The organism is Yersinia sp. 2466 StPb PI (assembly GCF_041538325.1).
GTDB lineage: Bacteria > Pseudomonadota > Gammaproteobacteria > Enterobacterales > Enterobacteriaceae > Yersinia > Yersinia enterocolitica_E.
In genome coordinates this window covers 3,447,525-3,469,592 of record NZ_JAULSL010000001.1, presented here as the reverse complement: position 1 = coordinate 3,469,592, position 22,068 = coordinate 3,447,525, and the positions used below count along the sequence as shown (strand labels likewise).

The window sequence follows — 22,068 nt, the reverse complement described above, 5'->3', positions numbered from 1 at the left end:
AGAATTTAGCGTGGCAGCCTTGCTGCGATGTTAAATGGGTAGGGAATAGCAGTCACTCAAAATAGGAATTTTTATGGAGCTAAATCCAGTGTTTGCCCGCCGTATCTATCTCTGCTGGTTAATCAGCAGTGGTGACTCGCTTAATGTACCGCGCTTGATGGAATTGACCGGCTGGCCACGGCGCACCTTGCAAGATGTCTTGAAGGCGCTACCCGGTTTGGGTATCACTCTGACTTTTGTGCAGTGTGGCGTGCGCAATAACGCGGGTTATTACCAGTTAGATAGTTGGGGGCCACTGAACAAAAAATGGATATACGATAACCATGATTTTATTTTAGCGGCCATTGAGTAGCCTGATAGCCAGCGAGTAGTTTGGTGGCTATTAAATAATTGGGTGGTGGTTAGTACTTTTTATTTTCCAAAAACAGAATGGTTGCTGCCACTCGTGAACGCACATTTAACTTACGCAATAAATTACGAATATGTACTTTTACGGTTTCTTCTGAAATGTGTAATTCAAATGCGACTTGCTTATTGGACATACCGCGCGCCACTTCTTGCAGCACATCTAATTCGCGCTCGGTTAACTCGGAGAAAGGATTAATCTCTTCATGGCGGGAGGATAAGTATTGTGCAACTTCATTGCTGAATACATTCTCGCCACGCGCTGCCTGACGGATATTTTCCAGTAATACTTCCGGTTCGCTATCTTTGAGCAGATAACCATCAGCACCGGCATCAATCATGGCATATACATCGCTGCGCGCATCAGAAACCGTCAGCACGATAATTCGCGCATCAATCCCGTCATGTCGTAATGCTTTTAGGGTATCTAGCCCAGACATCCCTTTCATATTCAGATCGAGCAGAATGACATCCGGCTGACATTTGGCCGCTTCGGTAATAGCCTCACTGCCGCAGTTAGCTTCGGCAACGACATCAAAACTGTGGTCCATCTCAAGTAATTGCCGAATACCACGGCGCATAAGGGGATGGTCATCAACGATCATAATGGTGTGACTTTTGGTCATATAAGTAATGTCCCTGTAACCGATATATGCCCATTATCTTGCAAATTGCATCGGGGGATTGGCGCTTGATGTTACTCGGCCACTGTGAGCGGTGAGCACATCTGTTCCTGACCGCCTTCCTGCACTTTGTAATCTATTGGGTATAGACGTTAAATATTTTGGCTGTTGAATACAGATTATTTTCGATAGCCAATTTAGCAGGCTACGTTATCCATTATTGTTAGTAAAACTGCGATCTAAGTGTACCTCAAAACTGAGGCCAAATTCATTTAACCGCAACAGTTTACCTGAAGAAATAATTACCAAAGTATCATCTTGTTTGATAGCTATTCTCATTAAACAAATCGTTATATAAAAAAGGTAATAACGCAAATAGATTTAACAGTGACAAACTGCGTAAATAACCACTAAATTAATTGATCTTGCTCAATATCTACCACCGATTAACCCTAAAGAGTAATTATTTTATTACTCATTATTCTGTATCTAATACCTAAACACTGGGGAAATCCTTTAATAAAAATAAGAATTATTATCACCAGCCAATGTAAACCTCTGGGCTTTGAATGAACTCTCTCTATCGCACATGCGGGCGCGCCAGTAGATGTTAAGGATATCAGTATGACTGATTTATCACGGCGTAAATTGCTGACTGGCCTTTGGCAAGCAGATAAACGAGAACTTTCAGCGCATAGGCCCCCCTGGTCGGTGATGGAAGCCGATTTTATTGCTGGCTGTACCCGCTGTCATGCCTGTGTGACTGCCTGTGAAACCGGTGTATTGGTGGTTGGCAGTGGCGGATTCCCCGAAATAGATTTCCAACGTGCTGAATGTAGTTTTTGCCAGGCCTGTGTACAGGTGTGTGAGGCGGGTGTTTTTACCGCAACAGCTCTGACGCCCTGGCGACTTAAAATCAACATTTCAGAGCGCTGTTTACCTTTCCACAATATTGAATGCCGTAGCTGTCAGGATAGCTGTGAGAGTAGGGCAATTCGATTTCGTCCGCGCGTAAACGGCATTGCTCAGCCCGAATTAGACCTTCCTGCTTGTAACGGATGTGGTGCCTGTGTGCCCAGTTGTCCGGTTCAGGCAGTAACCCTTACCCGGAGTGAAGATGGACGATAAAGAATGGCATGTCTGTGGATTGGTGCTGCAAGCCAAACCGGCGCGAATTGCACAACTGATCGACGACCTGTTGGCTATCCCGGGAACAGAAATACCCACCAGTGATGCCACTCTGGGCAAGTTGGTGGTGGTTATGCAGGCGGCGCGCTCAGACGTGCTCCTGAATCATATTGAGTCAGCACGTAATCTGGATGGTGTGCTGGCTGTATCGCTGGTTTATCACCAGCAGGAAAGCCAAGGTGAGGAAATGCCATGAAACTCAGCCGCCGGGATTTTATGAAGGCCAATGCTGCGGTAGCCGCAGCAGCCGCCGCCGGATTGACCATACCTACTGTCGCTAAAGCCGTGGTGGGTGAAACAACAAATGCAATAAAATGGGACAAAGCACCTTGCCGATTCTGTGGCACTGGCTGCGGTGTATTGGTCGGAACACAAAATGGCCGTATCGTGGCGTCGCAAGGGGATCCCGACTCACCGGTTAACCGTGGGCTAAACTGCGTCAAAGGCTATTTCCTGCCGAAAATCCTGTATGGCAAAGACCGACTGACTCAACCGCTGCTGCGCATGAAAGACGGTCAGTATGATAAAGAAGGTGATTTTACCCCGATAAGTTGGGAAAAAGCCTTTGATATCATGGAACTGAAGTTCAAAAACGCGCTAAAAGAAAAAGGCCCAACCTCGGTGGGTATGTTCGGCTCCGGCCAATGGACGGTATGGGAGGGCTATGCGGCTTCCAAGTTGCTGAAAGCAGGCTTCCGTTCCAACAATCTGGACCCGAATGCTCGTCATTGTATGGCCTCTTCGGTGGTGGGTTTTATGCGTACCTTTGGTATGGATGAACCTATGGGTTGCTTCGATGATATTGAAGAAGCAGATGCATTCGTGCTCTGGGGATCCAATATGGCCGAAATGCACCCGATTTTGTGGTCGCGCATGACCAGCCGCCGCCTGAGCGATGACAATGTCAGGATCGCCGTCCTTTCTACCTTTGAGCACCGTAGTTTTGAGCTGGCAGATAACCCGATCGTCTTCACGCCACAGACCGATCTGGCCATCATGAATTACATCGCCAATTACATTATCCAGAATAATGCTGTTGATCAGGGTTTCCTCGACCGCCATGTGAATTTCCGCCGTGGTGCCACCGATATCGGTTATGGTCTGCGCCCAACCCATCCGTTGGAAAAAGCCGCCAAGAATCCGGGTAGTGATGCCTCCGAGCCGATGAGTTTTGATGATTTCAAAGCCTTTGTCGCGGAATATACCCTAGAGAAAACCGCTAAAATGAGCGGCGTGCCGGAGGACCAACTGGTGTCGTTGGCGCAGTTGTATGCTGATCCGAAAGTAAAATTAGTCTCCTACTGGACCATGGGTTTTAACCAACACACCCGCGGGGTTTGGGCCAACAACATGTGCTACAACCTGCACCTGTTAACCGGCAAAATCTCTAAACCGGGGTCTGGCCCATTCTCTCTGACCGGCCAGCCTTCTGCTTGTGGCACAGCCCGTGAAGTGGGGACCTTCTCCCATCGTCTACCGGCAGATATGGTGGTGACCAACGAAAAACATCGCCAGATTGCTGAAACCAAGTGGCAACTGCCTGCCGGCACTATCCCTGAGAAAGTGGGGCTGCATGCGGTGGCGCAAGACCGCGCGCTAAAAGACGGCACCCTTAATGCTTACTGGGTGATGTGTAATAACAACATGCAAGCGGGTCCGAATATCAATGAAGAGCGCATGCCGGGTTGGCGTGATCCGCGCAACTTTATTGTGGTATCTGACCCTTATCCCACTATCAGTGCACTGGCTGCTGATCTTATTTTACCGACTGCGATGTGGGTGGAAAAAGAGGGGGCTTATGGCAATGCAGAGCGGCGCACCCAATTCTGGCGTCAGCAAGTCCCAGCGCCAGGTGAGGCGAAATCTGACTTATGGCAGATTGTCGAGTTCGCCAAACGCTTCAAAGTGGAAGATGTTTGGCCTGCTGAGTTGGTCGATAAAAAACCGGAGTATCGCGGTAAGACGTTGTATGACGTGCTGTTTGCCAACGATGTGGTCAGCAAATATCCACTGAGTGAAATCCCCGCCGACCAACTGAACGACGAAGCACGCGATTTCGGCTTCTACATTCAGAAAGGGCTGTTTGAAGAGTATGCCGATTTTGGTCGCGGACACGGCCATGACTTAGCACCGTTTGACCGTTATCACCAAGAGCGCGGCCTGCGCTGGCCGGTAGTCAATGGTAAAGAAACGCTCTGGCGTTACCGTGAGGGGTTCGATCCCTTCGTGCCGAAAGGCGAAGACGTGCGTTTCTACGGTAAACCTGATGGCAAGGCAGTAATCTTTGCGCTGCCCTACGAGCCTGCGGCTGAAAGCCCGGATCAGGAATATGACTTGTGGCTCTCTACCGGCCGTGTGCTGGAACATTGGCATACCGGTTCCATGACCCGTCGCGTCCCTGAGTTACACCGCGCTTTCCCTGAAGCGGTGCTATTCATTCACCCACTGGATGCCAAAGCCCGTGATTTGCGGCGTGGTGACAAAGTGAAAGTGATTTCACGGCGTGGCGAAGTGACCTCATTGGTGGAAACCCGTGGTCGTAACCGCCCACCACAAGGACTGGTGTATATGCCGTTCTTCGATGCCGCGCAGTTGGTCAATAACCTGACGCTGGATGCCACCGATCCGTTATCCAAAGAAACTGACTTCAAAAAATGTGCAGTGAAGTTGGCACGGGTAGTGGCGTAATTGAGATTGCCTGCCCTGCGGGGCAGGCATGAGCAGCCAGTGATACCCTCATCCAGGGATGCTCAGGAAAAGACGGTGTACTCAGGAGAAAATAATGAATAACACGATTTTTAAATCATTAAACCGCCGGTTTTTGTCAGTCATATCGCTGCTGGTGGTGTTGGTGATCACCGGTGCAGCCACTGCTGCCAGCAATGTTGAAATGGACTTGACTCAATCACCAGAAGTCTCTGGCACGGCTGAAGGCAAAGTGAAAATGCCGAAACAACAACAGCGTATGGCATTGAACTATGTTAACCAACCCCCGCTTATCCCGCATAGCGTGGATGGCTATCAAGTCAGTAAAAATACCAACCGTTGCCTGCAATGCCATGGTGTGGAGCACTATCGCACCACTGGAGCACCGCGTGTCAGCCCAACTCACTTTATTGACCGTGATGGCAAAGTATCGAGTGAAGTCTCACCACGTCGCTATTTCTGCCTGCAATGCCATGTGCCACAAACTGATGCCGCACCGATTGTCGGTAACAGCTTCCAGCCAGCCCCTGGCTTTGGCCAATAACCGAAATGAGCGATAAGCGAGATAAGTTATGAGCGAAACTAAAAAGCCCGGTGTTATCAGACGTATATGGCAGTGGTGGCGCAGGCCAAGCCGGCTGGCGCTCGGGACTTTACTGCTAATTGGCTTTGTCAGTGGCATCATTTTCTGGGGGGGATTTAACACCGGCATGGAGATGGCGAATACTGAGAAATTCTGTATTAGCTGCCATGAGATGAAAGATAACGTTTATCAGGAATATATGGGGACCATCCACTACAGCAACCGCAGTGGTGTGAAGGCGACCTGCCCGGATTGTCACGTTCCCCATGAGTGGGGGCCAAAGATGCTGCGTAAAATCAAAGCGAGTAAAGAGCTGTATGCCAAGGCTTTCGGCCTGATTGATACCCCGCAAAAGTTTGAGGCTCACCGCCTAACCATGGCCGAAAATGAGTGGGCGCGAATGAAAGCCAATGGCTCGCAAGAGTGCCGTAACTGCCATAATTTCGACAATATGGACTTCACCGCACAAAAAACGGTCGCGGCGAAAATGCACAGTAAGGCGATAACCGAAGGGAAAACCTGTATCGACTGCCACAAAGGGATAGCCCATAAGTTACCGGATATGAAGGATATTCCTACCGGCTTCTAACCGACCTCTTTCGTCGTGCTTTTCGCTGTTGAGATGCCCTGTTGACGTTGTGTCGACAGGGCATTTTTATTGCTTTATTGTGTCACTGCTCGCATAATGAGACCTGTTAACAGGTCTTTTTGAGGTGCCTATGCCAAGTATAATTTTGACTGATACCAGTGCCAGCGTGAGCGAACTGAAAAAAAATCCAATGGCAACAGTGAACGCTGGGGCCGGTTTCCCCGTAGCTATCCTGAACCGCAATCAACCCGCATTCTATTGTGTACCCGCAGAACTGTATGAACAAATAATGGAAGCGCTTGATGATCACGAATTAGCTGAGTTGGTTAACAGGCGGCGCCATCAACCCTTGCTTGATATCGATTTGGATAGCTATCTATGACCTATGCCGTTAAGTTCAGAGAAGAAGCGCTAAAGGAATGGCACAAACTGGATAAGACGATACAACAGCAATTTGCCAAGAAATTAAAAAAGTGCAGCGATAATCCACATATTGAAAGCGCTAAACTACGTGGTATGAAAAACTGCTACAAAATTAAATTACGATCCTCTGGATTTCGATTAGTGTATGAAGTTATCGATGATGTGTTGATCGTTGCTGTGGTTGCAGTAGGAAAAAGAGATCGTAGCGAGGTGTATAACCTTGCAAGTGACCGATTACGCTAATGACTATTAACCAGATTAGAGAAGGGTTTATGTCAGTCAAAATTGAAAATATTCAGAGTGAATTATTATCCAAAAACTGGTTCAAACTACACAAATACACCTTTGATTTAATAACTGATAACGGGACTCCGGTACAACAGATTCGCGAAGTGTATGACCGGGGTAACGGCGCAACCATTCTGCTGTATAACCGCCAGAAGGGTACCGTGGTACTGATTGAACAATTCCGCATGCCAACCTATGTGAATGGCAATCCTAGTGGCATGTTGCTGGAAGCCTGTGCCGGTTTGCTGGATAACGACTCACCGGAAGAGTGTATCCGCCGTGAAGCGATGGAAGAGACGGGTTATCAGGTTGATAAAGTGCAGAAGCTGTTTGAAGCTTATATGTCGCCGGGTGGCGTGACTGAAATCGTCTATTTCTTTGCGGCGGAATATCATCCAGATCAGAAAATTACTGATGATGTCGGCGTGGAGGATGAGGTGATCGACGTGGTTGAATTATCGTTTAGCGAAGCCATTGCCATGATTGCTGATGGCCGCATTAAAGATGGTAAGACGATTATGTTATTGCAATACGCCCAAATTCATAATTGGTTCAAATAAATACCTTTCTTACCAATATTGCCGTGATGTTAGCGGCATTCACTCCCCCGATTGTTGACCATCCTCTCTGATTGATAAGTAAATTCTTCAATTGAAGCAAAAATGTTATGCAGAGTATGGCCTGCTTCATAGATTGTGATAAATCACTCACTATACTGGTTCTGTTATTGGTCATATATACCCTTCGACCTTGAAACCACCGTGGTGTTAGCTACGTTCACTGACCCGAATCACTTATCATCGTGCGCTTATCGGGATTGGTTCACTTGCTGCCTACCTGCAATTTCAAGTTTATTGGGTATAACCTCGAAGAATAAAATCAAAGGGAACCTACAATGGACGAACAGTTGAAACAGAGTGCGCTTGATTTTCACCAATATCCAACCCCAGGGAAAATTCAGGTGTCGCCAACCAAACCGCTAGCAACCCAACGGGATTTGGCGCTGGCTTACTCGCCTGGTGTGGCGGCTCCGTGTTTAGAAATTGCCGCTGATCCTTTGGCTGCTTACAAATACACGGCGCGCGGCAATCTGGTTGCTGTGATTTCCAATGGTACTGCGGTGCTGGGACTGGGCAATATTGGCGCATTGGCCGGTAAACCGGTAATGGAAGGTAAGGGCGTTCTGTTTAAGAAATTTTCAGGTATTGATGTATTTGATATTGAAGTGGATGAACTCGATCCAGACAAATTGATTGATATTATCGCGTCGCTGGAACCGACATTCGGTGGCATTAATCTGGAAGATATCAAAGCACCGGAATGTTTCTATATTGAGCAAAAATTGCGTGAACGCATGAAGATCCCGGTATTCCACGATGATCAGCATGGCACGGCGATTATCTGCACCGCTGCGGTACTCAATGGCCTGCGGGTAGTGAAGAAAGACATCAGCGATGTGAAACTGGTGGTATCAGGGGCAGGGGCGGCATCGATTGCCTGTTTAAACCTGCTGGTGGCGCTGGGATTAAAACATCACAATATCACTGCATGCGATTCCAAAGGTGTGATTTATAAAGGCCGTGAGGCCAATATGGCACAAACCAAAGCGGCGTATGCGATTGAAGATAACGGTCAACGCACGCTGGGTGATGCGATGCCAGGTGCGGACATCTTCCTCGGCTGTTCTGGCCCGGGGGTTTTAACTCAGGACATGGTGAAAACCATGGCACCGAACCCACTGATTTTGGCACTGGCGAACCCGGAACCAGAGATCCTGCCGCCGTTGGCGAAAGCGGTGCGCCCTGATGCGATTATTTGCACTGGCCGCTCGGATTATCCAAATCAGGTTAACAACGTACTGTGCTTCCCATTCATCTTCCGTGGCGCGCTGGATGTCGGTGCCACCACCATTAATGAAGAGATGAAACTGGCTTGTGTGCATGCCATTGCGGATCTGGCGCTGGCTGAGCAGAGTGATGTGGTGGCATCCGCTTATGGTGAGCAAGACCTCTCCTTTGGCCCTGAGTACATAATTCCTAAACCATTCGACCCGCGTCTGATTGTAAAAATTGCACCGGCAGTGGCCAAAGCGGCGATGGACTCTGGTGTGGCAACCCGGCCAATTGCCGATTTTAGTGCTTACATCGAAAAGCTGTCTGAGTTTGTCTACAAAACTAACCTGTTTATGAAACCTATCTTCTCGCAGGCGAAGAAAGAGATGAAACGGGTGGTATTGGCGGAAGGGGAAGAAGAGCGGGTGCTGCATGCTACTCAGGAGTTGATCTCGCAGGAACTGGCTTATCCTATTCTGATTGGCCGCCCGAGTGTGATTGAGACCCGACTGAAGAAGTTGGGCCTGCAAATTACAGCAGGTAAAGACTTTGAGGTGGTTAACAATGAATCCGATTCGCGTTTTAACGAGTACTGGCAAGAGTATTATCAAATCATGAAACGTCGTGGCGTCTCGCAAGAGCAAGCCCGTCGTGCAGTGATTGGTAATCCCACACTGATTGGTTCGATCATGGTGCATCGTGGTGAAGCTGATGCAATGATTTGTGGCACTATCGGTACCTACCATGAACATTACGATGTGGTAGAGAAAGTATTCGGTTTCCGTGAAGGTGCTCATGTGGCGGGTGCGATGAATGCACTGTTGCTACCCACCGGTAACACTTTTATTGCGGATACTTATGTCAATGATGATCCGACACCAGAGCAGTTGGCTGAGATTACCTTAATGGCCGCTGAAACTGTGCGTCGCTTCGGGATTGAACCGAAAGTGGCACTGTTATCTCACTCCAGCTTTGGTACCTCAGACTGCCCAGCCGCGCGTAAAATGCGCCGCACGTTGGAATTGGTTAATCAGATGGCACCAGAGCTGGAAATTGACGGTGAGATGCATGGTGATGCCGCGCTGGTGGAAAGTATTCGCCATAACCTGATGCCAGACAGCCCATTGAAAGGTGCTGCCAACGTGTTGATTATGCCGAATATGGAAGCGGCACGTATCAGTTACAACCTGCTGCGGGTGACATCATCGGAAGGGGTGACGGTTGGGCCAGTGCTGATGGGGGTGGCGAAACCGGTGCATATCTTGACGCCAATTGCTTCAGTGCGTCGGATCGTGAATATGGTGGCGTTAGCGGTGGTTGAAGCACAAACCGAGCCTTTATAAATACGCTTTATCCTTGGCATTGCCGCGTTGTTAGCGGCTTTCGCTCACCCGAGTCACTTACCTGTGTAAGCTCATCGGGATTTACTCAACTGCTGCCTGACTGCAATGCCAATGACTTTGAGTATTCCTATTACTAACCTCAACCCGCTTCGGCGGGTTTTTGCTTATAGGCTTCTGGCCGCTTGCTGTAACCACTTATCCAGTTCGTTGGCAAATTGCTGGCGGTCACGCTGATTTAAGGTGTTAGGCCCACCGGTTTGAATACCGCTGGCGCGCATGGTATCCATAAAGTCACGCATATTCAGCCGTTCACGAATGGTATCTGGCGTATAGCGCTCACCCCGTGGATTCAGGGCGATACCGCCTTTGTCTATCACTTCGGCGGCCAGGGGAATATCTGCCGTGATAACCAGATCATTTTTCTCCACCCGTTGCACGATCTCATTATCGGCAACATCAAAACCGGAGGCGACTTGTAAGGTACGGATAAATTTTGATGGCGGGGTTTTCAATGGCTGATTAGCCACCAGCGTGACCATCATGCCGGTACGATCTGCGGCGCGAAATAACACCTCTTTAATCACATTCGGACAGGCGTCCGCATCAACCCAAATTTGCATCAGTGCTGTTCTCCGGTCGCTAGCCACTCTTTTACGGGCAGAAAATCGCGATACAGCGCCGCTTCAGCGCTATCTTCTGCCGGCTGATAGTTATATTCCCAGCGCACCAGGGGTGGTAGCGACATCAAAATAGATTCGGTACGACCACCGGTTTGCAAACCGAACAAGGTGCCACGGTCCCACACCAGATTAAATTCCACATAACGGCCACGGCGATAAAGTTGGAACTGACGCTCGCGCTCCCCCCAACTCAATGCTTTGCGCCGTGCAACAATTGGCATATAAGCATCAAGGAAACCATCACCTACCGCCTGAGTGAAGCGGAAACAGGTATCAAAATCAGGGCTATTCAAGTCATCGTAAAACAGGCCACCAATGCCTCGCGCTTCATTGCGATGCTTGATATAGAAGTAATCGTCACACCATTTTTTATAGCGTGGGTAGATTTCTTTACCAAAAGGTTGGCACAACTGATGGGCGGTCTGATGCCAGTGAATAGCATCTTCTTCAAAGCCGTAGTAAGGGGTTAAATCGAAACCGCCACCAAACCACCACACTGGATCTTCGCCAGGTTTCTCAGCAATAAAGAAACGCACATTGGCATGGCTGGTGGGCAGATAAGGGCTTAGTGGATGAATCACCAGCGACACCCCAAGTGCCTGAAAACTACGACCGGCCAATTCGGGGCGATGCGCAGTAGCGGATGCGGGTAATGCTGCACCAGATACCTGAGAGAAATTAACCCCCGCCTGTTCAAATACCACCCCATTAACCAATACCCGACTGCGCCCGCCGCCGCCTTCTTCGCGGGTCCAGCTCTCTTCTGTGAAGCTTGCACCGCCATCGGCATGTGTCAGTGCGGCACAGATTTTATCCTGCAAAGCTAGCAGGTAGGTTTTGATTTGGGTGATATCGGGTGAATTCATCAGCGAGGGTTCTATTAGCTTGCAAATATTTAGGGGCCAAGTATACCCCGATTCGCCGCCATTATTGTACTTTCTGTGTGGATTAGCGGCTATTAAGCTACAAGGTCGGCAAGATTTATCTGCTTCTTCTCAAATATCATTACTCACTATCACGGTGGGAAATATCACTTTAATATTGCGTGATATAATATTGCCACGATAATCAGAATATCCATATTACTCAAGGGTGCGAACATCCATGGAAATCCGCGTATTCCAGCAAGACGATTTTGAAGAAGTGATTCTGCTGTGGGAGCATTGCGACTTACTGCGGCCTTGGAATGATCCAGAAATGGATATTGAGCGTAAGTTGAATCACTCGCCCGAACTGTTTTTAGTAGCGGAAGTGAGTGGGGCGATTGTAGGGTCAATCATGGGCGGTTACGATGGCCACCGTGGCTCGGCTTATTATCTGGGGGTCCATCCTGACTTCCGTGGCCGTGGCTTTGCCAATGCGCTGATCAGCCGCCTCGAGAAGAAACTTATCGCCCGTGGCTGCCCGAAGCTGAATATCATGGTGCGCGAAGACAATGACGCGGTCATTGGTATGTATGAAAAGCTCGATTACGAAACCCAAGACAGCATCATGCTGGGCAAACGGCTGATTGTGGATCAGGAATATTGAGGTCGCCCTATTGGCCTCACCCTTAATATGGCAATAACCCTATCCCCAAAAGCTGATAAAGCCGCAGAGGATAGGGTAAAGATTAATTACTTAATCTTGGTAATACTTTTCACATCAACTTCTACCGAGTTCCAGTCTTTATCAACTTCGCCTTCGATTTGGACTTTATCTTGTGGCGAGATGGTTTGACCGTTCCAGCGCTTGTTATCAATATCAACGGTAATGGTACCGGTGCTGTCGCGGAAGGTGTAAGTATCGTGGCCAAGGCGCTCGACAATATTCCCTTGTAGAGTGACATGGGTGTCATCACGCATGGTTTTGACTTTATCTACCGTGGTATTGGTCGCACTTGGACCCGAGAATCCGCCCTGAGTCGTCGGTTGTGTCTGTGTTGCTGCCGGGCCATCGAAGCCCCCTTGTGCTGTGGCACTCTGTGCCAGCAATGGCGTGCTGCATAACATAACCAAGGCTGCCGCTAAGGTTAATTTCTTCATTTTATTGCTCCTTCAATGCATGAATTATTAGGTTTGAAAACAAAAATTACACAAGCCTTTGTGGTACCCAATAGTAGACCAAATTTGCGTTAAGGCGTGCTGAAGTATTGCAATACGATGGCCGCGAGTCTATCCGATTAGACCTATTTATTGGTTATAACAATTAAAGCCGGTAGTGTTATGGCACTTTTTTAGCTGTGTGGACTCAAACCACTGGTTATCATTTTTAAACTGCGCATGTAGATGCCCTCTGTAGCTTGTACAATGCAGAACAGCTTACCGGATGCGGTGGTTTTATAAGGAGCTTTAGATGAATATTCGCCCACGGTTATCTGGGGTGAGATTGTTATTACTGGGTGCCCCTTTGTTGTTAGCCGGGTGCTCAACCATGTCAGGTTTTTCCTGGTCCAGTCTGTCACCACTGAATTGGTTTGGCAGCAGCAGTATGCAGGTGACTGATCAGGGTGTTGGCGGAATTACCGCCACTACTGCGTTGACTGAGAGTGACATCAAAGAGGGGTTAAAAGGCGATTTCCGGCTGCGTAGCGGTATGGCGACCAACGACGGTAAATTGATTTCCTTCTATCAGGCGATGAAAGAGAACCAAATCAAACTGGTTATCTCAGGGCAACCGAAAGGCACGGTAGAGCGCATTGATGTTTTGGATAAGTCTATTCCCAGCCAATGGGGTGTTACGATTGGTACACCATTTAGTGAACTATATAAAAAAGCCTTTGGTGTTTGCCGCAAAGGTAGCGGTGATGATAGTGCGCAAATAGAGTGTGCGGCACCGGACAGCAAGCACGTCAGCTATTTATTTGATGGCGACTGGCATGGTCCTGAAGGTTTAATGCCATCCGATGATACATTGCAAAGTTGGAAAGTGAGCAAGATTATCTGGCGAGCTAAAGGCGAATAACCATCCCTTAGTTCCTGACGTTATAGCAGTGTTAGCGGCACTCATTACTCGGCCCATTATTTGGGCATCTGAAGGTGAGGCCGCTGCAAACCGCGTCCAAATTGGCTTCTGGCAGATTTATCATTACTTTGGCTCTCTTCTGTGAATTAGCTAATAATATTCCCACCTTTGGTCTCATTTCCTCCGCCTAAATTTATTTTGCGTTGCCGCAAGGTAATCCTAATCGGTTCAGCTATTATATTCGCCATAATTAACACCGATATTTTGTGAGGAACCAAACATGACTCAAGTTCAGAGTGGCATTCTGATGGAACATTGTCGTTTTGCCATTTTTATGGAAGCAAAAGTACAGGGCGAGCTAGATGCTATTCGTCAGGGGTGCAAACAATTCTGTCAGTCATTGCAGGAGTTACAGCAAAAATTTCCTAACGAGTATTTAGGTGCTGTGATTGCTTTTGGTTCTGATATTTGGCATGACCTATCCGGTGGTAAAGGGGCTAATGAGTTAAAACCTTTTGTGCCATTAGGCAAAGCACCAATGGTTGCCCCCGCAACACAACGCGATTTATTGATTCATATTCAGTCATTGCGTCAGGATATCAACTTTACTTTAGCCCAGGCCGCGATGGCTGCTTTTGGCGATGTGATCACCGTTGAAGAAGAGACACATGGCTTTCGCTGGGTAGAAGAACGTGATTTTACTGGTTTTATTGATGGCACCGAAAACCCACAAGGGGATAGCCGCTCGGAAGTGGCGGTGATTGCGGACGGTGAAGAAGATGCCGGTGGCAGCTATGTGTTAGTACAGCGTTATGAGCACGACCTGAAAAAATGGCAGCGTATTCCTGAACATAAGCAAGAGCAAATTGTTGGGCGTACCAAGCATGCCAGCGAAGAATTGCCATCAGATAAGCGCCCGGAGACCTCCCATGTTAGCCGGGTCGATTTAAAAGAAAATGGCAAAGGATTGAAAATTCTGCGTCAAAGCTTGCCTTACGGTACCGCCAGTGGCAAACACGGTTTGTACTTTATTGCTTATTGCGCACGCTTACATAATATCGAACAACAATTATTAAGTATGTTTGGCTCGATAGACGGTAAGCACGATCTGTTATTAGGTTTCAGTAAGCCAGTGACCGGTAGTTATTACTTCGCACCGTCGCTGACTCAATTATTATCGTTGTAATGACGAAAGGCTGAAGGGCCGGTTTTTCGCAACCGACAATTTTTACTCAATAAGTCTTTTCTATCACCCGGTGCCGGTTGGCCGGGTTTTTTAATGGGCAAAAGGGAGTGGCTTGCGACCAGCGTTGTTGCTGGCTTAGAGCATTTGATACTTGAACATCACTAAACGGTATATAAAAGCATTATAGGTATGCACCTAGTTATAAATACACTGAAGATATTAAAGGCACTGTTCACATTTAATGACATGCCTGTCGGATGAACTCAGTGAATAAGGTGCAGCATGAAACAGACTTCAGTGAAGAACGGTACACGTAAAGGATGGCACCGTGTTGCCTTATTAAGCGCGTTAATTTTCGGCAGTGCAACTGCCTCTGCCACTGAGTTACTTAACAGCTCTTATGATGTTTCCCGCGAGTTATTCACGGCCCTCAATCCCGGCTTCCAGCAACAGTGGGAGCAGCAAAATCCCGGCGACAAGCTGACCATCAAACAATCTCATGCTGGGTCGTCTAAACAGGCACTGGCTATCTTACAGGGCTTGAAAGCAGATGTGGTGACTTATAACCAAGTCACCGATGTGCAGATCCTACATGACCGGGGCAATCTGATCCCGGCCGACTGGCAGGCGCGGTTACCTAATAACAGCTCACCGTTTTATTCCACCATGGCATTCCTAGTACGTAAGGGTAATCCAAAGAATATCCACAACTGGGATGATCTGGTGCGTGAAGACGTCAAACTGGTGTTCCCGAATCCAAAAACTTCCGGTAATGGCCGTTACACCTATCTGGCGGCATGGGGTGCTACCCAACAAGCGAATGGTAAGGATGAGGCTAAAACCCGCGACTGGATGAAGCGTTTCCTGACCAATGTAGTGGTGTTTGATACTGGTGGCCGTGGTGCTACCACCACCTTCGTTGAACGCGGGTTGGGTGATGTACTGATCAGTTTTGAATCGGAAGTTAACAATATCCGTAAAGAGTATGGCAGTGATAAATACGAAGTAATTGTCCCGCCGGTAGATATTTTGGCTGAATTCCCGGTGGCCTGGGTGGATAAAAATGTCGAGAAGAATGGCACTGAGAAAGCGGCTAAAGCTTATCTCAACTATCTCTACAGTCCGCCAGCACAGCAAGTGATCACCAGCTTTAATTATCGGGTTTACGACAAAGCGGCAATGGAAGCGGCCAAGTCTCAATTCCCACAAACCAAACTATTCCGTGTTGAAGATCAATTCGGTAGCTGGCCGCAGGTGATGAGTACTCATTTCGTGACTGGCGGCGTGCTGGATAAATTGTTAGCGCAAGGGCATCAGTAATGTTGTCGGCATCCAGTAAACGGGTTCTGCCCGGATTTACCCTCAGTCTCGGGAGCAGCCTGCTTTACACCTGCCTGATCTTATTATTACCGCTCAGCGCGTTAGTCATGCAGGTTGCACAGATGAGTTGGACCCAGTACTGGGAGGTGATTACTAACCCCCAAGTGGTCGCTGCTTATAAAGTGACCTTACTGGCCGCAGGCGTCGCCAGCGTATTTAATGCGGTTTTCGGTATGTTGATGGCGTGGATTCTGACCCGCTATCAGTTCCCCGGCCGCAGTTTGTTGGATGGTTTGATGGATTTGCCGTTCGCCTTACCCACGGCGGTGGCGGGTCTGACATTAGCAACGCTATTTTCGACCACCGGTTGGTACGGTGCCTGGTTGAACGAACTGGGGATTAAAGTCTCCTTTACCTGGTTGGGGATTGCCGTGGCGATGGCGTTTACCAGCTTGCCGTTTGTGGTGCGCACAGTACAACCGGTGTTGGAAGAATTGGGTCCCGAATATGAAGAAGCCGCGGAAACTCTCGGCGCCAGCCGTTGGCAGAGCTTCCGGCTGGTGGTGATGCCAGAACTGGCTCCGGCATTACTGGCAGGCACTGCTTTATCCTTTACCCGCAGTCTGGGGGAGTTTGGCGCAGTTATCTTTATCGCCGGTAACATTGCCTGGAAGACCGAAGTGACCTCGCTGATGATCTTCATCCGACTACAAGAATTTGATTACCCGGCTGCCAGTGCAATTGCTTCCGTTATTCTGGCCGTTTCATTGGTATTGCTGTTTGGTATTAACACGTTACAAAGCCGCTTTGGTCGGCGGATAGGCGGGCACTGATGGCTGATATCACTGAATTTAACGGCGTAGCTCGCCCACCCATCAATTGGGGTAAATGGACCCTGATCGCCATCGGCGCGGTGTTCTCATTTTTACTGTTAGTGATCCCGATGGTGTGGATCTTTATCACTGCTTTTTCCAAAGGGATAGCGGTGGTCGGGCAGAATTTATTAGACCCGGACATGTTGCATGCCATTTGGCTGACAGTGCTGGTGGCACTGATTACGGTGCCGGTGAATTTGGTGTTTGGTGTGGTACTGGCATGGTTGGTGACGCGGTTTGTATTTCCTGGCCGCCAGTTATTGATGACCCTAATTGATATTCCGTTTGCGGTCTCACCGGTAGTCGCCGGCCTGATGTATCTGCTGTTTTACGGTTCAAATGGTGTGGTGGGGGGCTGGCTAGATTCTCACGACATTCAATTGATGTTCTCGTGGCCCGGTATGGTGTTGGTCACCATTTTCGTCACCTGCCCATTTGTGGTGCGTGAACTGGTGCCGGTGATGATGAGTCAGGGCAGCCAGGAAGATGAAGCCGCAGTATTACTGGGTGCATCCGGCTGGCAGATGTTCCGCCGGGTAACGTTACCGAACATTCGCTGGGCATTGTTGTATGGCGTGGTGTTGACCAATGCCCGCGCCATTGGCGAGTTCGGGGCAGTCTCGGTGGTATCCGGTTCTATTCGTGGCGAAACCTACACCTTGCCACTGCAAGTTGAGTTGTTGCATCAGGATTACAATACTGCCGGGGCATTTACCGCCGCGGCGTTACTGACCCTGATGGCAATATTGACCCTTTTTCTGAAAAGCGGCCTGCAATGGCGCTTAGCGCGTCAGGTTGTTCGTCTCGAACAGGAGCAAAAGCATGAGCATTGAGATTGATAATATCAGCAAGTATTTTGGTCGCACCAAGGTACTGAATGACATCCGGCTTGATATTCCTTCTGGCCAGATGGTGGCTTTGCTTGGTCCTTCCGGTTCGGGGAAAACGACCCTTCTGCGCATTATTGCCGGGCTGGAGAACCAGAACGCTGGACGTTTAAGTTTCCATGGCACTGACGTTAGCCGCCTGCATGCCCGTGATCGACGTGTCGGGTTCGTTTTTCAGCATTACGCCTTGTTCCGCCATATGACAGTATTCGATAACATTGCATTTGGTTTGACGGTGTTACCGCGCCGTGAACGGCCGAATGCGGCAGCTATCAAACAGAAGGTGGAGCAACTGTTGGAGATGGTGCAATTAGGTCATCTTGCCAGCCGTTACCCATCACAACTTTCTGGTGGGCAGAAACAGCGTGTGGCCCTGGCGCGGGCGTTGGCCGTCGAGCCACAAATTCTGTTGCTGGATGAGCCATTCGGTGCGCTGGATGCACAGGTGCGTAAAGAGTTACGTCGCTGGTTGCGTCAGTTACATGAAGAGCTGAAATTTACCAGCGTCTTCGTCACTCATGATCAGGAAGAAGCCATGGAAGTTGCTGATCGGGTGGTGGTGATGAGTCAGGGTAATATCGAGCAGGTCGGGACGCCAGATGAAGTGTGGCGCTACCCTGCGACCCGCTTTGTGCTGGAATTCCTGGGCGAAGTTAATCGCTTGAGTGGGGAGATTCGAGGCTCACAACTCTATATTGGCGCGCACCACTGGCCGCTGGATTTGGCCCCAATGCATCAGGGCAGTGTTGATTTATTCCTGCGTCCGTGGGAGATGGAAGTCAATACACACGCCAGTGATCGTTGCCCACTGCCAGTACAAGTGCTTGAAGTCAGCCCGCGTGGTCACTTCTGGCAACTGACGGTGCAACCTATTGGTTGGCATCAGGATCCTATCAGTGTGGTACTGCCGGAAGGTGAAATTGACGCCCCGGTGCGCGGTAACCGTTATTATGTGGGCGGGTTAAATGCACGCTTATATTCTGGCGACCAATTATTACAACCCATTGCTTTAGCCCAAAGCGCCTGATAAGTTTTTCTTCTTTTGGTAAACATAGAATTATACCCAACGTCATTGGAGTGGCAGCAAGGCAGCTAACGAGCGAATCCCGATGAGCTTACATAAGTAAGTGATTCGGGTTCGTGAGAGCAGTGAACATAGCTGCCACTTCAAGGAGGAAGGGTATTTAATAGGTATTTACAGTGACAACCCTCGAACAATGCATCGGCAACACCCCACTCGTCAAACTGCAACGTTTAAGCCAAGGGCTGGATGCGCAGATTTGGGTCAAATTGGAAGGAAATAATCCGGCAGGCTCGGTCAAAGACCGTGCGGCACTAACCATGATCCGGCAGGCAGAATTACGTGGAGAAATAGCTCCGGGTGATGTGTTGATCGAGGCGACCAGCGGCAATACTGGTATTGCGCTGGCGATGATCGCCGCGATGAAGGGCTATAAGCTAAAGCTACTGATGCCGGAAAATATGAGTCAAGAGCGGCAGGCCGCAATGCGTGCCTACGGTGCGGAGTTAATTCTGGTTAGTCGTGAGCAAGGAATGGAAGGGGCGCGCGATGAAGCGCTAAGGATGCAGGCTGAAGGGCAGGGTAAGGTGTTGGATCAGTTCAATAACAGCGATAACCCCTACGCACATTTCACCGGTACCGGGCCAGAAATCTGGCAACAAACCGCGGGTAAAGTGAGCCATTTTGTGTCCAGCATGGGAACTACCGGGACGATTACCGGCGTTAGCCAATATCTGAAAAGCCAAAACCCGCAAGTTACCATTATCGGCCTGCAACCGGCAGAAGGAAGTAGTATTCCTGGTATCCGCCGTTGGTCACCGGGATACATGCCGGGGATTTTCCGCCCGGAGTTGGTTGATCAGGTACTGGATATCACCCAGAGCGAAGCAGAGAAAACGACACGAAGGCTGGCCACGGAAGAGGGCATTTTTTGTGGTGTCAGTTCTGGCGGTTCGGTTGCCGGCGCGCTGCGGGTGGCGGCACAGAACCCCGCAGCGGTGATCGTGGCGATTATTTGTGACCGTGGTGACCGATACTTGTCGACAGGTGTTTTTGATTAAGTAGGCCGAGCGTTACGTATCAACTCTATCTGATCGCGCTATCAGATGGGGTTGATATGATATTTTGCCTTCCTCGCAATACTTCAACTTTTATAGTTTTGAACCTATAAATTATAAAAAGGAACGGAGCTTTGGTGCCAGAGATTTTGATTTATAATTAATCATATTTAAAAGCCTCAGAACCCCGTTGCTGTCCTTTCCCTGTAAGCAAATTGTCTGCTAGAGGCTATCTAGTGGTAAATGAAATTTATGCAATCAACTGTGGCTATTAGTACAAGCCTGCTTTGCTAATATAGTTAATTCACGTCACATTGTTAGAATAAATATTGTAGGAATATTCGTACAATTAGCTTCATTGATTCCGTAGTGAATTTGAATGTGAGTTGTTTACAGGTATGAGTTATAAGGGTATTTTAATTTAATTTTGAGAAATTTCTTATAAATCAACTAACTATATCTAATTTATTTGGCTATCAATGGTTACATTCTGTAACATTTAACCAATTGGTGTTAGCTGTCTATTCTTCCTATACTGCTGCTGTTCGTATTTTGCTTATATTTTCTATTGGAATCACATATAGATTTTATTTGATGTTTTAGTTGTATGAGTATTTATTTCACTGATTTTAGCAAGTTAACGGGTTGTAATATTTATTAAAACTCGTTAAATGTAAATTATAATTATCAACAGTGTTGTAGCCGCAATTTTTATTGATTTACCCCTTCATTTAGAGTTTTGCTGGCAAAACGTCTGTATTTTAGCCCAATGTGGGCTTATTCCTCTGGGCTAGTCGTATGTTGCGACATGTGTTGATTGAACATGATACGGACGATCGACGAACTTAATTTACCTGAGCTGGGTAATGATCATTTTATTACTCGAATTTTCTGTTGATGATTGCATTAGACGTGATGGGGAAATGCCCGCGCAAATAACAAATGATGAAACCCATGTTTATTGAAAAAATAAAGTCGGCTTGGCCAGGTGATATGTTGAAGCGCGTGCGCATGTCACACTTAACTCTGTCCAAGCTACAGCGCCATTTAGGTAAGGTTATGATTCTGATACCGATGTTGCTGCTGATTCTCTACTTGTTAATTTTTAGCCAACCACGCTATCTCAGTGAATCTAAAGTCGCCATCAAACATTCCAACGATATCAATGGCAGTAATCTGAATGTCGCTTTGCTGATGGGTGCTGGCAACCCTAGTTCTGCGGAAGATGCCTTATATCTGAAGGAATATATTAATTCTCCTGATATGTTGGCGGTCTTGGATAAACAGCTCGATTTTCGTCAGGCATTCGGTCATAGCGGCTGGGATTTTTTCTATCATTTGTCAGATAGTGCCACTCGCGAGCAATTCCTTAATTATTACCGTAACCGTATCTCCGTTTCTTACGATGACAAAACCGGTTTGCTCACCATTGGTACCCAAGGATTCTCGCCTGAATTTGCTCAACGGTTCAATCAGGCTGTTTTGAAAGAATCCGAAAGATTTATCAATGAGATCTCACACCGAATTGCCCGCGAGCAGTTGCTGTTTGCCGAAAACGAAATGCAGGAAGCGCGCGTTCGTTTGAATAGCAGCAAAACCGAGCTACTCACTTACCAGAACAGCAATAATATTCTTGACCCTGAAGCTCAGGCTTTGGCTGCCACTACGTTGATTAACACCTTGGTTAGCCAACGCATTCAGATGGAAGCAGAATTGCGTAACCTACTGACTTTTCTCCGTGAAGATGCACCTCAGGTCATCAGTGCGAAGAACGCACTCAAGTCGCTCTCCAGCCAGATTGATAATGAAAAAAGCAAAATTACTGCGCCCGATGGTCACAAATTGAACCGTATGGCGGTAGATTTTGAAGAGATTAAAGCCAAGGTACAGTTCGATACTGATATCTACAAATTGACCCTGACATCGATTGAAAAAACCCGTGTTGATGCGGCAAGAAAACTGAAAATGTTGTCAGTGATCAGCTCTCCTCAGCTACCGCAGGAGTCAAAGTTCCCCAACAGTTTGTATCTGCTTATCAGTTGGTTACTGGTTTGTGGCTTACTTTTTGGTACTGTCAAATTATTGCTGGCGGTGATTGACGATCATAAAGATTGACGC

General features: G+C 48.2%; 23 protein-coding genes. 19 read left to right on the top strand and 4 right to left on the bottom strand.

Annotated elements, in window-relative coordinates:
• The first annotated feature begins 73 nt into the window (after window positions 1-73).
• Window positions 74-352: a helix-turn-helix domain-containing protein gene (locus Q2T72_RS15755; protein WP_083163336.1), complete on the top strand. Its 279-nt coding sequence runs from the start codon at window positions 74-76 to the stop codon at window positions 350-352.
• A gap of 49 nt (window positions 353-401) precedes the next feature.
• Here the strand turns inward: Q2T72_RS15755 and narP are convergent, their stop codons facing one another.
• The gene (gene narP, locus Q2T72_RS15750) at window positions 402-1,031 is read right to left on the bottom strand and encodes a nitrate/nitrite response regulator protein NarP (protein ID WP_372569445.1); all 630 of its coding nucleotides are present in this window, start codon (window positions 1,029-1,031) and stop codon (window positions 402-404) included.
• Between the two features lie 621 nt (window positions 1,032-1,652).
• Here narP and napF point away from each other — a divergent pair.
• The 9 genes from napF to maeB all read left to right on the top strand — a co-directional run bounded on the left by napF (window position 1,653) and on the right by maeB (window position 9,980).
• Entirely contained in the window at window positions 1,653-2,156 is a 504-nt protein-coding gene (napF, locus tag Q2T72_RS15745) for a ferredoxin-type protein NapF (protein ID WP_083163341.1), read from the top strand.
• The gene (gene napD, locus Q2T72_RS15740) at window positions 2,146-2,412 is read left to right on the top strand and encodes a chaperone NapD (protein WP_083163344.1); all 267 of its coding nucleotides are present in this window, start codon (window positions 2,146-2,148) and stop codon (window positions 2,410-2,412) included. The genes napF and napD overlap by 11 nt, the downstream gene beginning before the upstream one ends.
• A complete protein-coding gene (napA, locus tag Q2T72_RS15735; protein WP_083163347.1) occupies window positions 2,409-4,904 on the top strand; it encodes a nitrate reductase catalytic subunit NapA in 2,496 nt (831 codons plus the stop codon). Before napD ends, napA begins: the two co-directional genes overlap by 4 nt.
• A 94-nt stretch (window positions 4,905-4,998) precedes the next feature.
• Window positions 4,999-5,466, top strand: a complete 468-nt coding sequence (gene napB / locus Q2T72_RS15730) for a nitrate reductase cytochrome c-type subunit (RefSeq protein ID WP_372569444.1) — start codon at window positions 4,999-5,001, stop codon at window positions 5,464-5,466.
• 28 nt (window positions 5,467-5,494) lie between these two features.
• A complete protein-coding gene (gene napC, locus Q2T72_RS15725; protein WP_372559613.1) occupies window positions 5,495-6,094 on the top strand; it encodes a cytochrome c-type protein NapC in 600 nt (199 codons plus the stop codon).
• Between the two features lie 130 nt (window positions 6,095-6,224).
• Window positions 6,225-6,476: a type II toxin-antitoxin system Phd/YefM family antitoxin gene (locus tag Q2T72_RS15720; RefSeq protein WP_032905973.1), complete on the top strand. Its 252-nt coding sequence runs from the start codon at window positions 6,225-6,227 to the stop codon at window positions 6,474-6,476.
• Window positions 6,473-6,760: a type II toxin-antitoxin system RelE/ParE family toxin gene (locus Q2T72_RS15715; protein ID WP_042568392.1), complete on the top strand. Its 288-nt coding sequence runs from the start codon at window positions 6,473-6,475 to the stop codon at window positions 6,758-6,760. Before Q2T72_RS15720 ends, Q2T72_RS15715 begins: the two co-directional genes overlap by 4 nt.
• Before the next feature lie 29 nt (window positions 6,761-6,789).
• Window positions 6,790-7,365 (top strand): GDP-mannose pyrophosphatase NudK, encoded by a 576-nt coding sequence (gene nudK, locus Q2T72_RS15710; protein WP_083164148.1) that lies wholly within the window; start codon window positions 6,790-6,792, stop codon window positions 7,363-7,365.
• 335 nt (window positions 7,366-7,700) lie between these two features.
• The gene (gene maeB, locus Q2T72_RS15705) at window positions 7,701-9,980 is read left to right on the top strand and encodes an NADP-dependent oxaloacetate-decarboxylating malate dehydrogenase (protein ID WP_083163356.1); all 2,280 of its coding nucleotides are present in this window, start codon (window positions 7,701-7,703) and stop codon (window positions 9,978-9,980) included.
• A gap of 164 nt (window positions 9,981-10,144) precedes the next feature.
• Here maeB and Q2T72_RS15700 read toward each other — a convergent pair whose 3' ends face one another.
• On the bottom strand, window positions 10,145-10,600 hold the full coding sequence (locus Q2T72_RS15700) for a YaiI/YqxD family protein (RefSeq protein ID WP_083163358.1): 456 nt from the start codon (window positions 10,598-10,600) through the stop codon (window positions 10,145-10,147).
• Window positions 10,600-11,526, bottom strand: a complete 927-nt coding sequence (gene hemF, locus Q2T72_RS15695; protein ID WP_083163361.1) for an oxygen-dependent coproporphyrinogen oxidase — start codon at window positions 11,524-11,526, stop codon at window positions 10,600-10,602. Before hemF ends, Q2T72_RS15700 begins: the two co-directional genes overlap by 1 nt.
• Window positions 11,527-11,764: 238 nt before the next feature.
• Between hemF and Q2T72_RS15690 the strand changes: the two genes are divergently transcribed.
• Window positions 11,765-12,190, top strand: coding sequence for a GNAT family acetyltransferase (locus tag Q2T72_RS15690; protein WP_005183815.1), 426 nt, complete (start codon window positions 11,765-11,767; stop codon window positions 12,188-12,190).
• Between the two features lie 86 nt (window positions 12,191-12,276).
• On the opposite strand, the gene Q2T72_RS15685 is transcribed toward Q2T72_RS15690, so the two are convergent.
• Window positions 12,277-12,684 carry a YgiW/YdeI family stress tolerance OB fold protein gene (locus Q2T72_RS15685; RefSeq protein WP_372569443.1) on the bottom strand — a complete coding sequence of 136 codons (408 nt, stop codon included), beginning with the start codon at window positions 12,682-12,684 and terminating at the stop codon, window positions 12,277-12,279.
• Between the two features lie 310 nt (window positions 12,685-12,994).
• Here Q2T72_RS15685 and Q2T72_RS15680 point away from each other — a divergent pair, with 310 nt between their 5' ends.
• The 8 genes from Q2T72_RS15680 to Q2T72_RS15645 all read left to right on the top strand — a co-directional run bounded on the left by Q2T72_RS15680 (window position 12,995) and on the right by Q2T72_RS15645 (window position 22,065).
• Complete coding sequence (locus tag Q2T72_RS15680) at window positions 12,995-13,603, top strand: RpoE-regulated lipoprotein (RefSeq protein ID WP_083163391.1); 609 nt, start codon at window positions 12,995-12,997, stop codon at window positions 13,601-13,603.
• Window positions 13,604-13,883: 280 nt separating this feature from the next.
• On the top strand, window positions 13,884-14,789 hold the full coding sequence (locus Q2T72_RS15675) for a Dyp-type peroxidase (protein WP_083163393.1): 906 nt from the start codon (window positions 13,884-13,886) through the stop codon (window positions 14,787-14,789).
• A gap of 282 nt (window positions 14,790-15,071) precedes the next feature.
• Window positions 15,072-16,109, top strand: coding sequence for a sulfate ABC transporter substrate-binding protein (locus Q2T72_RS15670; protein WP_083163396.1), 1,038 nt, complete (start codon window positions 15,072-15,074; stop codon window positions 16,107-16,109).
• Window positions 16,109-16,942 (top strand): sulfate/thiosulfate ABC transporter permease CysT, encoded by an 834-nt coding sequence (gene cysT, locus Q2T72_RS15665; RefSeq protein ID WP_083163399.1) that lies wholly within the window; start codon window positions 16,109-16,111, stop codon window positions 16,940-16,942. Before Q2T72_RS15670 ends, cysT begins: the two co-directional genes overlap by 1 nt.
• Window positions 16,942-17,817 carry a sulfate/thiosulfate ABC transporter permease CysW gene (gene cysW, locus Q2T72_RS15660; RefSeq protein ID WP_083163401.1) on the top strand — a complete coding sequence of 292 codons (876 nt, stop codon included), beginning with the start codon at window positions 16,942-16,944 and terminating at the stop codon, window positions 17,815-17,817. The genes cysT and cysW overlap by 1 nt, the downstream gene beginning before the upstream one ends.
• Window positions 17,807-18,898 (top strand): sulfate/thiosulfate ABC transporter ATP-binding protein CysA, encoded by a 1,092-nt coding sequence (gene cysA / locus Q2T72_RS15655; protein WP_083163403.1) that lies wholly within the window; start codon window positions 17,807-17,809, stop codon window positions 18,896-18,898. Before cysW ends, cysA begins: the two co-directional genes overlap by 11 nt.
• Before the next feature lie 173 nt (window positions 18,899-19,071).
• A complete protein-coding gene (gene cysM, locus Q2T72_RS15650) occupies window positions 19,072-19,953 on the top strand; it encodes a cysteine synthase CysM (RefSeq protein ID WP_372569442.1) in 882 nt (293 codons plus the stop codon).
• 939 nt (window positions 19,954-20,892) lie between these two features.
• Window positions 20,893-22,065 (top strand): capsule biosynthesis protein, encoded by a 1,173-nt coding sequence (locus Q2T72_RS15645; RefSeq protein WP_372569441.1) that lies wholly within the window; start codon window positions 20,893-20,895, stop codon window positions 22,063-22,065.
• Window positions 22,066-22,068 lie beyond the last annotated feature (3 nt).

What these genes read in the sequence shown, in the direction of transcription:
- Q2T72_RS15755 (WP_083163336.1), top strand. Translation starts at nt 74, where the DNA reads ATGGAGCTAAATCCAGTGTTTGCCCGCCGTATCTATCTCTGCTGGTTA.
- narP (WP_372569445.1), bottom strand. Translation starts at nt 1,031, where the DNA reads ATGACCAAAAGTCACACCATTATGATCGTTGATGACCATCCCCTTATG.
- napF (WP_083163341.1), top strand. Translation starts at nt 1,653, where the DNA reads ATGACTGATTTATCACGGCGTAAATTGCTGACTGGCCTTTGGCAAGCA.
- napD (WP_083163344.1), top strand. Translation starts at nt 2,146, where the DNA reads ATGGACGATAAAGAATGGCATGTCTGTGGATTGGTGCTGCAAGCCAAA.
- napA (WP_083163347.1), top strand. Translation starts at nt 2,409, where the DNA reads ATGAAACTCAGCCGCCGGGATTTTATGAAGGCCAATGCTGCGGTAGCC.
- napB (WP_372569444.1), top strand. Translation starts at nt 4,999, where the DNA reads ATGAATAACACGATTTTTAAATCATTAAACCGCCGGTTTTTGTCAGTC.
- napC (WP_372559613.1), top strand. Translation starts at nt 5,495, where the DNA reads ATGAGCGAAACTAAAAAGCCCGGTGTTATCAGACGTATATGGCAGTGG.
- Q2T72_RS15720 (WP_032905973.1), top strand. Translation starts at nt 6,225, where the DNA reads ATGCCAAGTATAATTTTGACTGATACCAGTGCCAGCGTGAGCGAACTG.
- Q2T72_RS15715 (WP_042568392.1), top strand. Translation starts at nt 6,473, where the DNA reads ATGACCTATGCCGTTAAGTTCAGAGAAGAAGCGCTAAAGGAATGGCAC.
- nudK (WP_083164148.1), top strand. Translation starts at nt 6,790, where the DNA reads ATGTCAGTCAAAATTGAAAATATTCAGAGTGAATTATTATCCAAAAAC.
- maeB (WP_083163356.1), top strand. Translation starts at nt 7,701, where the DNA reads ATGGACGAACAGTTGAAACAGAGTGCGCTTGATTTTCACCAATATCCA.
- Q2T72_RS15700 (WP_083163358.1), bottom strand. Translation starts at nt 10,600, where the DNA reads ATGCAAATTTGGGTTGATGCGGACGCCTGTCCGAATGTGATTAAAGAG.
- hemF (WP_083163361.1), bottom strand. Translation starts at nt 11,526, where the DNA reads ATGAATTCACCCGATATCACCCAAATCAAAACCTACCTGCTAGCTTTG.
- Q2T72_RS15690 (WP_005183815.1), top strand. Translation starts at nt 11,765, where the DNA reads ATGGAAATCCGCGTATTCCAGCAAGACGATTTTGAAGAAGTGATTCTG.
- Q2T72_RS15685 (WP_372569443.1), bottom strand. Translation starts at nt 12,684, where the DNA reads ATGAAGAAATTAACCTTAGCGGCAGCCTTGGTTATGTTATGCAGCACG.
- Q2T72_RS15680 (WP_083163391.1), top strand. Translation starts at nt 12,995, where the DNA reads ATGAATATTCGCCCACGGTTATCTGGGGTGAGATTGTTATTACTGGGT.
- Q2T72_RS15675 (WP_083163393.1), top strand. Translation starts at nt 13,884, where the DNA reads ATGACTCAAGTTCAGAGTGGCATTCTGATGGAACATTGTCGTTTTGCC.
- Q2T72_RS15670 (WP_083163396.1), top strand. Translation starts at nt 15,072, where the DNA reads ATGAAACAGACTTCAGTGAAGAACGGTACACGTAAAGGATGGCACCGT.
- cysT (WP_083163399.1), top strand. Translation starts at nt 16,109, where the DNA reads ATGTTGTCGGCATCCAGTAAACGGGTTCTGCCCGGATTTACCCTCAGT.
- cysW (WP_083163401.1), top strand. Translation starts at nt 16,942, where the DNA reads ATGGCTGATATCACTGAATTTAACGGCGTAGCTCGCCCACCCATCAAT.
- cysA (WP_083163403.1), top strand. Translation starts at nt 17,807, where the DNA reads ATGAGCATTGAGATTGATAATATCAGCAAGTATTTTGGTCGCACCAAG.
- Q2T72_RS15645 (WP_372569441.1), top strand. Translation starts at nt 20,893, where the DNA reads ATGATGAAACCCATGTTTATTGAAAAAATAAAGTCGGCTTGGCCAGGT.